Source organism: Burkholderia sp. AU18528 (assembly GCF_002223215.2).
Lineage (GTDB): Bacteria > Pseudomonadota > Gammaproteobacteria > Burkholderiales > Burkholderiaceae > Burkholderia > Burkholderia semiarida.
On sequence record NZ_NKFC02000004.1, the window covers coordinates 1,275,821 to 1,288,097 of the forward strand.

12 protein-coding genes are annotated in these 12,277 nt (G+C 70.4%); 5 read left to right on the top strand and 7 right to left on the bottom strand.

The features are described 5' to 3' along the window. Positions 1–59: 59 nt before the first annotated feature. The gene (locus tag CFB52_RS08665) at positions 60–896 is read right to left on the bottom strand and encodes a helix-turn-helix domain-containing protein (protein WP_059585357.1); all 837 of its coding nucleotides are present in this window, start codon (positions 894–896) and stop codon (positions 60–62) included. Positions 897–1,059: 163 nt separating this feature from the next. Between CFB52_RS08665 and CFB52_RS08670 the strand changes: the two genes are divergently transcribed. The 5 genes from CFB52_RS08670 (at position 1,060) to CFB52_RS08690 (ending at position 6,719) form a co-directional block, all read left to right on the top strand. Further along, complete coding sequence (locus CFB52_RS08670) at positions 1,060–2,499, top strand: efflux transporter outer membrane subunit (RefSeq protein WP_257220079.1); 1,440 nt, start codon at positions 1,060–1,062, stop codon at positions 2,497–2,499. 9 nt (positions 2,500–2,508) lie between these two features. Beyond that, entirely contained in the window at positions 2,509–3,873 is a 1,365-nt protein-coding gene (locus CFB52_RS08675; RefSeq protein ID WP_081059345.1) for an efflux RND transporter periplasmic adaptor subunit, read from the top strand. Then, on the top strand, positions 3,870–5,408 hold the full coding sequence (locus CFB52_RS08680) for a DHA2 family efflux MFS transporter permease subunit (protein WP_099316417.1): 1,539 nt from the start codon (positions 3,870–3,872) through the stop codon (positions 5,406–5,408). The genes CFB52_RS08675 and CFB52_RS08680 overlap by 4 nt, the downstream gene beginning before the upstream one ends. A gap of 59 nt (positions 5,409–5,467) precedes the next feature. After that, the gene (locus CFB52_RS08685) at positions 5,468–5,899 is read left to right on the top strand and encodes a hypothetical protein (protein WP_099316636.1); all 432 of its coding nucleotides are present in this window, start codon (positions 5,468–5,470) and stop codon (positions 5,897–5,899) included. An 85-nt stretch (positions 5,900–5,984) separates the two neighbouring features. Next, positions 5,985–6,719 carry an autoinducer binding domain-containing protein gene (locus tag CFB52_RS08690; protein ID WP_059608823.1) on the top strand — a complete coding sequence of 245 codons (735 nt, stop codon included), beginning with the start codon at positions 5,985–5,987 and terminating at the stop codon, positions 6,717–6,719. On the opposite strand, the gene CFB52_RS08695 is transcribed toward CFB52_RS08690, so the two are convergent. The 6 genes from CFB52_RS08695 to CFB52_RS08720 are packed head-to-tail and all read right to left on the bottom strand — an operon-like array spanning position 6,642 to position 12,065. Beyond that, positions 6,642–7,424, bottom strand: coding sequence for a glutamine amidotransferase (locus tag CFB52_RS08695; RefSeq protein WP_099316418.1), 783 nt, complete (start codon positions 7,422–7,424; stop codon positions 6,642–6,644). The genes CFB52_RS08690 and CFB52_RS08695 overlap by 78 nt on opposite strands. A 20-nt stretch (positions 7,425–7,444) precedes the next feature. Beyond that, a complete protein-coding gene (locus CFB52_RS08700) occupies positions 7,445–8,089 on the bottom strand; it encodes a glutathione S-transferase family protein (protein ID WP_063892451.1) in 645 nt (214 codons plus the stop codon). Continuing rightward, positions 8,083–9,318 (bottom strand): cystathionine beta-lyase, encoded by a 1,236-nt coding sequence (metC, locus tag CFB52_RS08705; RefSeq protein ID WP_099316419.1) that lies wholly within the window; start codon positions 9,316–9,318, stop codon positions 8,083–8,085. Before metC ends, CFB52_RS08700 begins: the two co-directional genes overlap by 7 nt. Further along, entirely contained in the window at positions 9,309–9,962 is a 654-nt protein-coding gene (locus tag CFB52_RS08710; protein ID WP_059585364.1) for a pyridoxal 5'-phosphate synthase, read from the bottom strand. The genes metC and CFB52_RS08710 overlap by 10 nt, the downstream gene beginning before the upstream one ends. An 8-nt stretch (positions 9,963–9,970) precedes the next feature. Further along, positions 9,971–10,873, bottom strand: a complete 903-nt coding sequence (locus CFB52_RS08715) for a CoA ester lyase (protein WP_099316420.1) — start codon at positions 10,871–10,873, stop codon at positions 9,971–9,973. Positions 10,874–10,922: 49 nt separating this feature from the next. After that, positions 10,923–12,065 carry an acyl-CoA dehydrogenase family protein gene (locus CFB52_RS08720; RefSeq protein ID WP_059585366.1) on the bottom strand — a complete coding sequence of 381 codons (1,143 nt, stop codon included), beginning with the start codon at positions 12,063–12,065 and terminating at the stop codon, positions 10,923–10,925. Positions 12,066–12,277: the final 212 nt, after the last annotated feature.

Genomic DNA, 12,277 nt, shown 5'->3' on the forward strand with positions numbered 1-12,277 from the left:
ACGTCGATGCGCGCGCAGTACTGGCAGGGGTGATAGGGGCGGTGCGAGGCCGCGCGACATTACGGCTGCTTGCGCTTCGCGAAGTAATGCGCGGGCGAATCGCCGAACGCGCGGCGGAACATCGCGATGAAATTGCTCGGCGTCGCATAGCCGAGCGCGTCGGCGATGTTGGCGACGCTGTCGCCGTTCGCCAGACGTTCGAGCGCATGCGTGAGCCGCGCCTGTTGCCGCCACTGCGCGAAGCTCGTGCCGGTTTCCGCGACGAACAGCCGGCTCAGCGTGCGGGCGGACAGCCCGGCCCACTCGGCCCACGCGTCGAGCGTGCGGCTGTCGTGCGGCTGCCCGAGGATCGCATTGGCGATCCGCAGCAACCGCCGGTCGTGCGGCATCGGCAAGTGCAGCGGTTCGTGCGGCGCGCGGCGCATCTCGTCGAGCAGCACGACGCTCATGCGCGCCTGTTCGATGTCGAGCCGGTCCTGGTCGGCCCACGACACCGCGCGCCGCACGAGCGCGCGCATCAGATCGGTGATCGCGATCACGCACGGCTGGTCGGGCATGCGGCGGCTCGCGGCCGGCGCGATCACGACGCTCCAGCCGCTCAACGCGCCGCTGATGCTGACCTTGTGCTGCTCGCCCGGCGGAATCCAGCCCGCGCGATGCGGCGGCAGCAGCCACGAACCGTGCGGCGTGCGCACGTGCGCGAACCCGCTTTCGACGCAGAACACCTGGCCGCGCAGATGGCTGTGCCAGTCGACCTCGCGCGTGCCGAGCTGGTAGGTATTGCTGCCGTCGTCCTCGCCCCAGACGGCGATCAGCGATGGGCCGTCCGCGCGTTCGCTCGGATCGGCGTCGGCGCGTTGCGCCGCGCGGGCGGGAGAGGCTTCTCGGATGGGCATGGCCGGAATTCATTATTTTTTGTCTAAACAACATTATCAGCTTTACCCGGGAGCGTCCAACAATGCGTGTCGTGTTCAAACCCAAACGAAGCAGAGGAACGCGATGCACGCAGCACTTGCTCCCTCGCCACGCGATGCCGTCGCGCGGCGCGTCCTGTCGCGCATGGCCGCAGTCGTGGCGCTCGTCATGCTCGGCGCATGCGCGAGCCGCGACGGGCTCACGCCGGCCGGCACGCTGCGCGGCGCCGATACGCTCGCCGCAGCGCGCAGCCTCGCGCATGCGCCGGCCGCCGACTGGCCGGCCGCCGACTGGTGGGTTGCGCTGAACGATGCGCAGTTGAATGCGCTGATCGACGAAGCGCTTGCCGGCAATCCCGATCTCGCGACCGCCGATGCGCGTGCGCGCGAGGCGCAGGCGCTCGTGATCGAAGCACAGGCTGCCCGCTTGCCGCATCTGGTCGGCCGCGCGGGCGCGAAAGGGGAACGCACGTCCGGCACGCAGTTCTCGAAAGGCGAGGGCGGCGGCGTCTTCAGCCACACGCGCGAAATCAATCTCGGCCTGAGCTGGGATCTCGATTTGTGGGGCGGCCGCCGCGCGGCGTGGGAAGCCGCGCTCGGCGAAGCGCGGGCCGCGCAGATCGATGCACGGGCCGCGCGCGTGCTGCTGTCCGTCAACGTCGCGCGTGCCTACGTGAATCTCGCCTATGCGTTCGATCAGCAGGACGTCGCGCGGGCCGAATACGAACGGGCCGACGAAGCACTGTCGCTGACGCGTCAGCGTGTCACGAAAGGCATCGACAACGTCGCGCAGCAGCGCCAGGCGGAAAGCGAAGTCGCGGCCGCGATGCGCGAGCAGGCACGCGCGGCGCAGGCGATCGACAGCGCGCGCATCGCGCTCGCGATCCTGCTCGGCGCAGGCCCCGATCGCGGCCTCGCGCTCGTGCGGCCCGCGCCACTGCCCACCGCCGCGCTCGCGGTGCCGGCCGACCTGCCGGCCGCGCTGCTCGGCCGACGCGCCGATCTCGTCGCCGCACGCTGGCGGGTGGAGGCCGCGAGCCACAACGTCGCGGCCGCCCGCGCGGACTTCCTGCCCGACGTGAGCCTCACCGCGCTGATCGGTCTCGCGACGCGCGGCGGCGCATCGCTGTTCCAGGCAGCGTCGCGCACCTACAACGTCAGCCCGGCCGTGAGCCTGCCGATCTTCGACGGCGGCGAACGGCGCGGCGTGCTGCGCAAGCGCGACGCGCAATACGACGTCGCGGTCGCCAGCTACAACAAGACGCTGATCGGCGCGATCGGCGAGGTGGCCGACGATCTCCACCGGCTGCATTCGCTCGCCGTGCAGGCCGATGCGCAGCAGCGCGCATTCGATTCCGCCACCGATGCATGGCGGCTCGCGGACGCGCGCTACCGCGCGGGCGTCGGCAGCTACCTCGACGCGCTCGTCGTGCGCCAGCAGCTCCTGATCGCGAGCCGCGAAGTCGCCGCGTTGCGCGCCCAGCGCGCGGACCAGTCGCTGCAGCTCGTTGCCGCGCTCGGCGGCGGCTTCCGCGCCGAGCCGGACGACGTCGCGCTCGCCGCCACTCCTTCCCACCGTCCTTGACATCGAACCATGAGCAGCGACAACACCCTGCAGACTCCCGCGCGGCCCGCAGCCGCCGATCCGGCCAGCGCCCGCCAGCAACCGTCGGCCGACCACACCGGCGCGCCGCGCGCGCCAGGCGGGTCGGACGCCCGCACGCAACCGGCACCGGGCGGCGCCGCACCGGCCACGCCGCCGCCCGCAAGACGCAAGCACCTCGTGCGTGCGCTCGTCGCCGCGTTCGCGCTCGGCATCGTCGGCTGGGGCATCTGGTACGGGCTCGTCGGCCGCTGGTACGAGTCCACCGACAACGCATACGCACAAGGCAACGTCGTCGAGCTGACGCCGCAGGTGACGGGCACCGTCGTGTCGATCGACGCGGACGACGGCGACCTCGTCCGCGCCGGCACGCCGCTCGTCCGTCTCGACGCGAGCGACGCGCAGATCGCGCTCGCGGCCGCGCAGGCCGACCTCGCGGCCACGGTGCGCAAGGTGCGCGGCCTGTACAGCAACGAGCGCGGGCTCGCGAACAGCATCGACGGCGCGCGCGCCGATCTCGACGCGCGGCGCACCGCGCTCGACAAGGCGAAGGCCGACTACCGGCGCCGCGAGGATCTCGGCCGCTCCGGCGCGATCTCGCGCGAGGAGCTCGCGCATGCGCTCGATACGCTGACGTCCGCGCAAAGCGCGTACGCCGCCGCGCAAAGCGCGCTCGCGACGTTGAGCGAACAGCACCAGACGAGCAAGGCGCTCGTCGACGACACCGCGGTCGCGTCGCATCCCGACGTCGAGGCCGCGGCCTCGCGGCTGCGCGCGGCCTATCTTGCCCGTGCGCGCACCGACATCGTCGCGCCGGTCACCGGCTATGTCGCCAAGCGCACGGTGCAGGTCGGGCAACGCGTGTCGCCCGGCGTGCCGCTGCTCGCCGTCGTGCCGCTGCGCGAGCTGTGGGTCGACGCGAACTTCACCGAAAAGCAGCTCGAGCACATGCGGATCGGGCAACCGGTCGAGCTGACGGCCGACCTGTACGGCGACGCCGTGCGTTATAAGGGCCGCGTGCAGAGCCTCGGCGTCGGCACCGGCAGCGCGTTCTCGCTGCTGCCCGCGCAGAACGCGACCGGCAACTGGATCAAGATCGTGCAGCGCCTGCCGGTGCGCATCGAGCTGACGGATCCATCGCAACTCGACGCGCATCCGCTGCGCATCGGCCTGTCGATGCACGCGCGCGTCGACCAGCACGACCGCAGCGGTGCGATGCTGTCGCGCCGCGCGCAGGACGCGCCGGTGTTCAGGACCGACGTGTACCGCGACGAGCTCGCGCGCGCCGACAGCCTGATCGCCGACGTCGTGCATGCGAACCTGCCGGCGGCGGTGCGTGCGGAGCGTGTGCGATGAGCGGCCCGATGCCGGCCGCGGACAGCGGTTTTCGCCCGTCGAGCGTCGCGCTGACGACGTTCGGCCTCGCGCTCGCGGTGTTCATGCAGGTGCTCGACGGCACCGTCGCGAACGTCTCGCTGCCGACGATCGCCGGCAACTTCGGCGTCAGCACGACGCAGAGCGCATGGGTCGTCACGACGTTCTCGGTCAGCAATGCGATCGCGTTGCCGCTGACCGGGTTTCTCGTCAAGCGTGTCGGGCAGGTCCGGCTGTTCGTGTGGGCGACGCTGGCGTTCACGTTCGCGTCGCTCCTGTGCGGCCTCGCGCAGAACCTGCCGCAGCTCGTCGCGTTCCGCGCGCTGCAGGGCCTCGTGGCCGGGCCGATGATCCCGACCACCCAGGCGCTGATGCTGTCGATCTACCCGCCGCAGCGGCGCGGCTTCGCGCTGTCGATGATCGCGATGGTCACCGTCGTCGCGCCGATCGCGGGCCCCGTGTTCGGCGGCTGGGTGACGGAACATTACTCGTGGCGCTGGGCGTTCCTGATCAATCTGCCGATCGGCGTGTTCGCCGCGATGTGCGTGCTCGCGCAGATGCGCGCGCGCGTCGAGACGACGGTCGCCGCGCGCGTCGACTATGTCGGGCTCGCCGCGCTCGTCGTCGGCGTCGGCGCGCTGCAGATCGTGCTCGACAAGGGCAACGAAGCCGACTGGTTCAATTCGACGTTCATCGTCGTGATGTCGGTGGTCGCCGCGTTCGGGATCGCGCTGTTCCTGATCTGGGAACTCAACGAGCCGAACCCGATCGTGAACCTGCGGCTGTTCGCGCATCGCAACTTCGCGGCCGGCACGCTGACGCTCGTGCTCGCGTACTCGGCGTTCTTCGCGGTCAACGTGATCGTGCCGCAGTGGCTGCAGCGCACGCTCGGCTATACGGCGTTCTGGGCCGGGTTGGCCGTCGCGCCGATGGGCGTGATCCCCGTGCTGATGACGCCGTTCATGGGCAAGTACGCGCCGCGCTTCAACATGCGCGTGCTCGTGTGCTGCGCGTTCGCGATCCTCGGCACGTCGTCGTTCCTGCGCGCGGGCTTCGTACCCGACGTCGACTTCACGCACATCGCGCTGATCCAGCTGCTGCAAGGCCTCGGCCTCGCGCTGTTCATCATGCCGATCAACAGCATCCTGCTGTCCGACCTGAAGCCGGACGAGATCGCCGCGGGCTCCGGCCTGTCGACGTTCCTGCGCACGCTCGGCGCGAGCTTCGCCGTGTCGATCACGTCGTTCCTGTGGGACCGGCGCGCGATCCTGCATCACGCGCAGCTCAGCGAACACCTGAGCAGGTTCGATCCGTCCGTTCGCGCCGAACTCGCGCAGCTGGGCGGCGGCGATCCGCAACGCGCGGCAGCGCTGCTCGGCAACCTGGTCGACGCGCAGGCGTACCAGATCTCGTTCAACGACGTGTCGTTCGCGCTCGGCTGCGTGTATCTCGCCGTGATCGCGGTGGTGTGGCTCGCCCGCCCGCCGTTCGGCCCCGGCGCTGCCGCGAAACGATGAAGCGGGTGCCGCGCGGCCCGTTCCGACCCATGCTGTTCAACTCGATGGAGACCGACCCGATGCCTACCCACCACGCTGGAAACGCGCCGTCCGCACTGGCGGCGCTCGCCGTGTTCGACGTCACGCAATTCCCGCTCGTCGTCGTGCGCAACGACGCCATTGCCTCCCGCGGCTACGCGCAGCGCTGGCTCGACGACATGCACGCGCTGATGCGGCACGGCGAGCCGTTTGTCATGATCTTTCCGCCGGCCCGCCCCGACGAGCCGCACGACGACCGCAAGGAGCGCGGCATGTGGCTCAAGCAGAACCGCGCCGCGCTCGCCGCGGTCTGCCGCGCGCTCGTGTCGGTCGAACCGGACCCGAACGAGCGTGAAGCGGCCATCGCGAACGCATCTGGCATCGAAAAGGCGTTCGGGATCCCGTTCGACGTGACGGCTTCGCTCGACGACGCGAAGCAGGCGGGTCGGCGACGTCTGACCGAGGCGGTCTAGCGCGGCCCGTTCGCGCGCAACGCCTCGAACCGGTTGCGCAAGTCCGCCTGATTGCAGATTCCAACTAATAAACGGGGTGGCTTGTATGAAAGGACTGGATTGTCTGAAATGGTTGGTACCCGGCGACACGGACGCGTCATGGCAGCGGATGACCGACGCGGCCGCCGGCATGGGGTTCGACAAGGTCGTGCTGATCGTGCTGCCGTTTGCCGGCGCATCGTTCGATCTCGCGCGCAAGTGGAGCAGCGGCGTGCCGGGCTGGACGGCGCTGTACCGGCAGCGGCAGTTCGACCGCATCGACCCGATGCTGCAGCATTGCTTCCGTTCGGCGCTGCCGCTCGTCTGGGACGGCGCGCTGTTCGGGCTGCCCGGGCAACGGCCATGCTACGAGGCGGCGGCCGCGTACGGCATGCGCAGCGGCGTCGTGTTGCCCGTGCGCGGCCCGAAGGGGGAGGTCGGCATGCTGTCGTGCGCGAGCGCGGACGATCTCGCCACCACGTGCGAGCGCTGCGACCGGCATCTCGCGGCGCTCACGCTGCTGCGCGACATCGCCTGCGAAGCGATCGCCGGCACGCGCTGCCACGCACCGCCCGACAGCGTGCCGCGTCTGAGTCGACGGGAGGTCGAGTGCCTGCGCTGGCATGCGGCCGGCAAGACCTCGTGGGAAATCGGCCACATCCTGAACGTGACCGAGTCGTGCATCAACTTCCACTTCATGAACATCCGCCGCAAGTTCAACGTGTCACGTCGGCACGAAGCCGTGCTGCGCGCGGTCGAGTGGGGGCTGATCAGCATCTCCGACGTGACCGTGCAGACCTGATGCCGGCGTCCCGTCGAGCCAGCGGTCGAGAAACGCGCTGAGCCACGCGGCCGTCGCGCGGTCGTGCCGACAGCCTTCGTTCGCCTGCGTCGCGAGATCCTGCGCGCCGGGCACCCCCAGCTTGTGCGCGGCCGCCGTGCTCCAGCGGCGCATCATCGGATAGCTCACTTCCGGATGGAACTGGACACCGTACGCGCGCGGCCCGTAACGGACGGCCTGGTTCTCGAAATGCTCGCCGGTGGCGAGGATCTCGAGCCCCGCGACGCGCTCGAAGCCCTCGCGATGCCACTGATACACGTGCGACGGCCATGAACCGAGCCGCCGGCCGGCCGGCGTCGCGGCGATCGGCCAGTAGCCGATTTCCGCGCGCCCGTCGCGATGCGCGTTCACGCGACCGCCCAGATGGCGGATCATCATCTGCGCGCCGAGGCAGACGCCGAGAAACGGCGCCGCCTCGCGCAGCGGCACGCCGATCCAGTCGATCTCGTCGCGGATCCAGCGATCGCCGTCGTTGGCGCTCATCGGGCCGCCGAACACCACGGCGCCCGCATGGTCGGCGAGCGTCGTCGGCAACGGATCGCCGAGCGGCGGGCGCCGGATGTCGAGCGGATGGCCGCGGGCGGCGAGCAGCCGGCCGATCCGGCCGGGGCTCGACTGTTCGCGATGCAGCACGATCAGGATCGGACGAAGGGCGGAATGCGTCATGTCGTGAGGTCGGTAGAAGGTCAGCCCGGCTGGCCGCGCAACGCGTCGAACGACACCATCACCTGTTCGCGGTAGGCGGGCCGTCGGCACAGGCGGGCGTACCAGGCCTCGACGTGCGGCAACGGCGGCCGCTCGACGTCGAGCGAGAAATAGCGGAACAGCGTCGCGCCGGCCGGGATGTCGGCCAGGCCCGGCGTCGCGCCGCCGAGAAACGGCTGGGTCGACAGCAGCCGGTCGAGCAGCCGGTAATGCGTCGCGCTGCGCGCGGCCTTGTCGCGCACGATCGCATCGTCGCGCCGCTCCGGCGGCGTTCGCACGAGTGCCCAGAACAACCCGGTCATCACGTCGGGTTCGAGCGCGGTCTGCGACCAGTCCATCCAGCGCTCCGCGCGCGAACGGGCGAACGTGTCGCGGCACCAGAACGGATTGTTCGGCACGCGCGCGGCCAGATAGCGCAGGATCGTGTGCGACTCCCACACGACGTCGCCGTCCCAGTCGATCACCGGGATCCGGCAGGTCGGATTCAGCGCCGCGAACGCGGGCGTCTGCAGCGAGCCGTGCTCGCCGCCGGCCGGAATATGCCGGTAAGGCAGGCCGAGCTCGCCGATGAGCCACAACACCTTCTGCACGTTGAACGACGTGCGGCGGCCCCAGACGGTCAGCATCGCGCGGCATCCTCGCAGGCGGCGGTCGACGCGCATGCCGCGTAGCGGTCGAGGCCCGCCGCCAGATCGGCGATCAGGTCGTCCGCATCCTCGAGTCCGATGTGCAGGCGCACGCCGCAACTGCCGGCCGGCCAGCGCGCCGCGAGGCCGTGCGCGTCCAGTTCGAACGGCAACGCGAGGCTCTCGTAGCCGCCCCACGAATAACCGAGCCCGAACAGCGCCAGATGATCGAGAAACGCGTCGATCGCGTGCGCGGGAGCCGGTTGCAGCACGATCGAGAACAGCCCCGACGCGCCACGGAAATCGCGGCGCCACAGCGCGTGGCCCGCGTCGCCCGGCAACGCCGGATACAGCACGCGCTGCACTTCGGCGCGCGTCGCGAGCCAGCTCGCGACCGCAAGCGCATTGCGCTGATGCTGCCGCAGCCGCACGCCGAGCGTGCGCAACCCGCGCAGCGCGAGATACACGTCGTCGGGGCCGGCGCACAGTCCGAGATCGCCATGCAGTTGCTTCAGCGCGGGCCATGCGCGCGCGTTGGCCGACACCGTGCCGAGCATCGCATCCGAGTGCCCGACCAGATACTTGGTGCCGGCCTGGATCGACAGGTCGATCCCGAACGCATGCGGCTGAAAGAACAGCGGCGTGGCCCAGCTGTTGTCCGCGAGGACCAGCGCACCGTGCGTATGCGCGAGCCGCACGAGCGCGGGAATGTCGTGCATGTCGAACGTGTAGGAGCCGGGCACCTCGACGTACAGTGCACGCGTGTTCGGACGAAACGCGGCTGCGACGGGCGTGCTGCCGTCGTACCACGTCGTCTCGACGCCGAGCCGCGCAAGCACGCCTTCGCATGCGTGACGCACCGGGCCGTAGACCGATGCGGTCATCAGCAGATGGTCGCCGGGCTTCAGGCACGACAGCAGCGCGAGCGTGCACGCGGACAGGCCCGACGGGCACAGCACCGCGCCGGCGCCGCCTTCGAGGCTCGTCACCGCGCGCTCGAGCGCGTCCGTCGTCGGCGTGCCGCGACGGCCGTAGATATACGGCTGCGTGCGGTTCAGCAGATCCGACACCGTCGGGCTGAGCACGGTCGACGCATGGTAGACGGGCGGATTGACGAAGCCGTGCCACGCGGCGCTGTCGCGGCCCGCGTGCGCGAGCCGCGTGTCGTCGTGCAGGCCGTCATGCGCGCCGTCGCGCGGCGGCGGCGGTTCGTCACGCTTCACGGCCATAGCGCACACCGTTCCCAGCGCGCGCCGGCGCGACGATAAGCCTGCCGCGCGAAACGGCGCGAACTGTCGGCTCGCCAGAACTCGACTTCGTCGGGGGCCAGCGCATACAGGTGCCAGTCGGGCGACACGAGCGCCGGATCGGCGGCCAGCCGTTCGAGCTGCGCGTCGATCGCACGCGTCAGGTCGGCCGGATCGTCGAGCCGTTCGCTTTGCCGTCCGGCCAGGATGCTCGCGCGCGACCGCTCGGGGCGGCTCGCGAAATCGGCATGGCCTTCGGCGTCCGGCAACCGCTCGACCGGGCCGCTCAGCCGGATCTGGCTCGCGATCGCGGGCCAGTAGAACGTCAGCGCCGCGAACGGCCGGTTCGCGAGCTGGCGGCCCTTCGGACTGCGCGCGTTCGCCGCGAAATGCCAGCCGCGCGCGTCGACATTCAGCAGCACGACGGAACGGGCATCGGGCCGTCCGTCCGGGCGGACCGTCGACAGCGTCGTCACCTGCGGTTCGAGCGCGCCGGCGGTCACGGCCTCGTCGAGCCAGCGTTCGAACTGCGCATGCGGCGTGTCGGCCCAGTGGTCGGCCGGCACGTGCGGCGCGGCATGCGCGAGGGTTTTCAGCGCCTTCAGGCGCGTGGCGATCGTATCCATGGCGATACTCACGCGATGCCGAATTGCGTCGCGCGGGCGATCAGCCGATGCGCGGCGAGATAGTCGGGGACTTCCGCGAGGAAGCCGTCGACGACGGCGGCGGCCACGCGGCGGCCGCCGGAGGCACGCCGCGCGTGATCGAACGCGTCGATCACGCGGCGGGCGAGGGCGACCTCGTCGGCCGTCGGCGTCAGCACGCGATTGACGACCGGCACGAATTGCGCGTTGACAATCGCTTTCGCCTGGTAGCCAAGGCCGCGCGACACGCGCATGTCGAGTTCCGCGCCTTCGTTGTCGGCATAGCTGTACGGGCAGTCGATCGCGGTCACGCCGACCGCCGCGCATTCGACGCGAAAGCGCGAGCGCACGTAGTCGAGCTCGCGGCCCGCACGGGTGCGCTCGGCGCCCATGTCGGCCACCATGTCCTCGGTCGCGACGAGCACGGCCGACACGCGCGGGCTCGAGCGCGCGATCGCCATCGTGTTCACGAGGCCGAGCGTCGTCTCGACGTTCGGCACCAGTTCGGTCGAGCCCGGCGCGATGTCGTATTCGCGCTCGAAGCGCGTGACGGCTTCGTCGAGCGCGACGACCTGCTCGGGCGTCGCGACGTACGACATCATCACGATGTCCGGGCGGCCGCGCATCGCGGCGCGCAGGTCGTCGATGCCGCCCGCGTCGAGCGGATTCACGCGCACGGACGCCAGCACGCCGGCATCGCGCCAGCCCGCGAGCACCCGCTCGCTCAGTTCGCGCGCGGCCGGGCGCCGGTCGGGCGGCGTAAAGGTTTCGAGTTCCTGGATCAGCACATCCGCACCGCTCGCGGTGCCGGCAACGAGCGCATCGTGATCGGCGCCGGCGAGAAACAGCCAGGAGCGGCGCAGGCGGGAAGGGCGTCGGTTCGTCGGTGTCATGCGTGGTTTCCTGTAAGGCACGCGGTGCGCGTGGCGATGGCGCGGGCGATCAGCCGGCGCGCATCATCTGGTTGAAGATGTTCTTGCGGTGCATTTCCTCGGTGCCGCCGACGCTCATGAAGCCCAGTGCGTCCGCCGCGAACGCGGCCACCGGCCCGGCCTGGTAGCCGAGGCTGCCGTACAGCCGCACAAGGCCGAGCGCGCTGTCGACGAGATCCTGAGCGCCGACGAGCTTCGCGATCGAGCATGTCATCAGCGCGTGCGGGTGATCCGTCAGCAACTGCGCGAGCGCGCCGCGCGCGAGCCACGTGCCGCGCTCGATGCCGATCTGCAAATCGACGAGGCGGCGCTGCACGTACTGGTGCACATCGATCGTGCTGTCGAAGCTGCGTCGCTCGCGGCAATAGCCGATCGCGTCGCGCAGATAGGGCGCCGTCACCTGGGCGGCGACGAGGCCGTAATAGAGCCGGCCGAGCGAGATGATGTCGATCAGGTTGCCGAGCCCGGCGCCCGGTTCGCCGAGCAGCTGCCCGCGCGTGATCGGACAGTCGTCGAAATGCAGCGCGCCGGTGGGCAGGTCGTCGAGGCCGAGCTTGCGGTCGGGCGGGCTCACCGTGATGCCCGGCTGGTCGCGATCGACGATCACGAGCGCGGTGTTGCGCCGGCCCGGCGTTTCGATGCGCGTGACGACGAGGATGAAACGCGCGAGCGGCGCATGCGCGATATTGAATTTGCTGCCGGTCAGCCTGTAGCCGTCTCCGTGCTCGGCGAGCGTCGTCGCGATGCTGCGCACGTCGGTGCCGGTGCCCGGCTCGGCAATCGCGGTCGCGCTCAGTTCGCCACGCAGGATCGCGCCGAAATAGCGGTCCTGCTGCGCGGCCGTGCCATACCGTTCGAGTGCGCGCACCATGCCGGCCTGCGCGATCACCGACAACAGCAGCGCCGGGCGGCGGATCGACGACGCAAGCCCTTCGAGCGCCGCGGAAAAGTGCCACCAGCCGTGACCGTCGCCGCCATACGTCTGCGGCACGATCATGTCCCACAGTCCTTCCTGCCCGAGCTTCATCCAGCCGGCTTCGTCGAATCCGGCGGGCGCGCGGCCGTCGCGTTCCACGGCGGCGGCGATTCCGGCGCCAATGTCGCGAAACCGCGCCCGCGTCGCGTGCTGCTCCTGCGTCCAGTCAAATGGCATCTGTCGTGTCTCCGGTCGAAGCGGCGCGGCCTTCGACGGCGCGCCAGCGATGACGACAAGGTTAAGGGGGCAGGGACAGCGCAGGTACTGGCAGTAGTGGTAGTTGCCGCGCCAATGACGGCGATGACACCGGCACATGGCGTGCCGGCTTCGCGTTGCCGGTCCATTGTTTCCGCACGACCAACTGTGAAGTCTTCTGCCAGGCATTTATC

What these genes read in the sequence shown, in the direction of transcription:
- CFB52_RS08700 (WP_063892451.1), bottom strand. Translation starts at nt 8,089, where the DNA reads ATGCTGACCGTCTGGGGCCGCCGCACGTCGTTCAACGTGCAGAAGGTG.
- CFB52_RS08670 (WP_257220079.1), top strand. Translation starts at nt 1,060, where the DNA reads ATGGCCGCAGTCGTGGCGCTCGTCATGCTCGGCGCATGCGCGAGCCGC.
- CFB52_RS08715 (WP_099316420.1), bottom strand. Translation starts at nt 10,873, where the DNA reads ATGACACCGACGAACCGACGCCCTTCCCGCCTGCGCCGCTCCTGGCTG.
- CFB52_RS08680 (WP_099316417.1), top strand. Translation starts at nt 3,870, where the DNA reads ATGAGCGGCCCGATGCCGGCCGCGGACAGCGGTTTTCGCCCGTCGAGC.
- metC (WP_099316419.1), bottom strand. Translation starts at nt 9,318, where the DNA reads ATGGCCGTGAAGCGTGACGAACCGCCGCCGCCGCGCGACGGCGCGCAT.
- CFB52_RS08720 (WP_059585366.1), bottom strand. Translation starts at nt 12,065, where the DNA reads ATGCCATTTGACTGGACGCAGGAGCAGCACGCGACGCGGGCGCGGTTT.
- CFB52_RS08675 (WP_081059345.1), top strand. Translation starts at nt 2,509, where the DNA reads ATGAGCAGCGACAACACCCTGCAGACTCCCGCGCGGCCCGCAGCCGCC.
- CFB52_RS08710 (WP_059585364.1), bottom strand. Translation starts at nt 9,962, where the DNA reads ATGGATACGATCGCCACGCGCCTGAAGGCGCTGAAAACCCTCGCGCAT.
- CFB52_RS08695 (WP_099316418.1), bottom strand. Translation starts at nt 7,424, where the DNA reads ATGACGCATTCCGCCCTTCGTCCGATCCTGATCGTGCTGCATCGCGAA.
- CFB52_RS08690 (WP_059608823.1), top strand. Translation starts at nt 5,985, where the DNA reads ATGAAAGGACTGGATTGTCTGAAATGGTTGGTACCCGGCGACACGGAC.
- CFB52_RS08685 (WP_099316636.1), top strand. Translation starts at nt 5,468, where the DNA reads ATGCCTACCCACCACGCTGGAAACGCGCCGTCCGCACTGGCGGCGCTC.
- CFB52_RS08665 (WP_059585357.1), bottom strand. Translation starts at nt 896, where the DNA reads ATGCCCATCCGAGAAGCCTCTCCCGCCCGCGCGGCGCAACGCGCCGAC.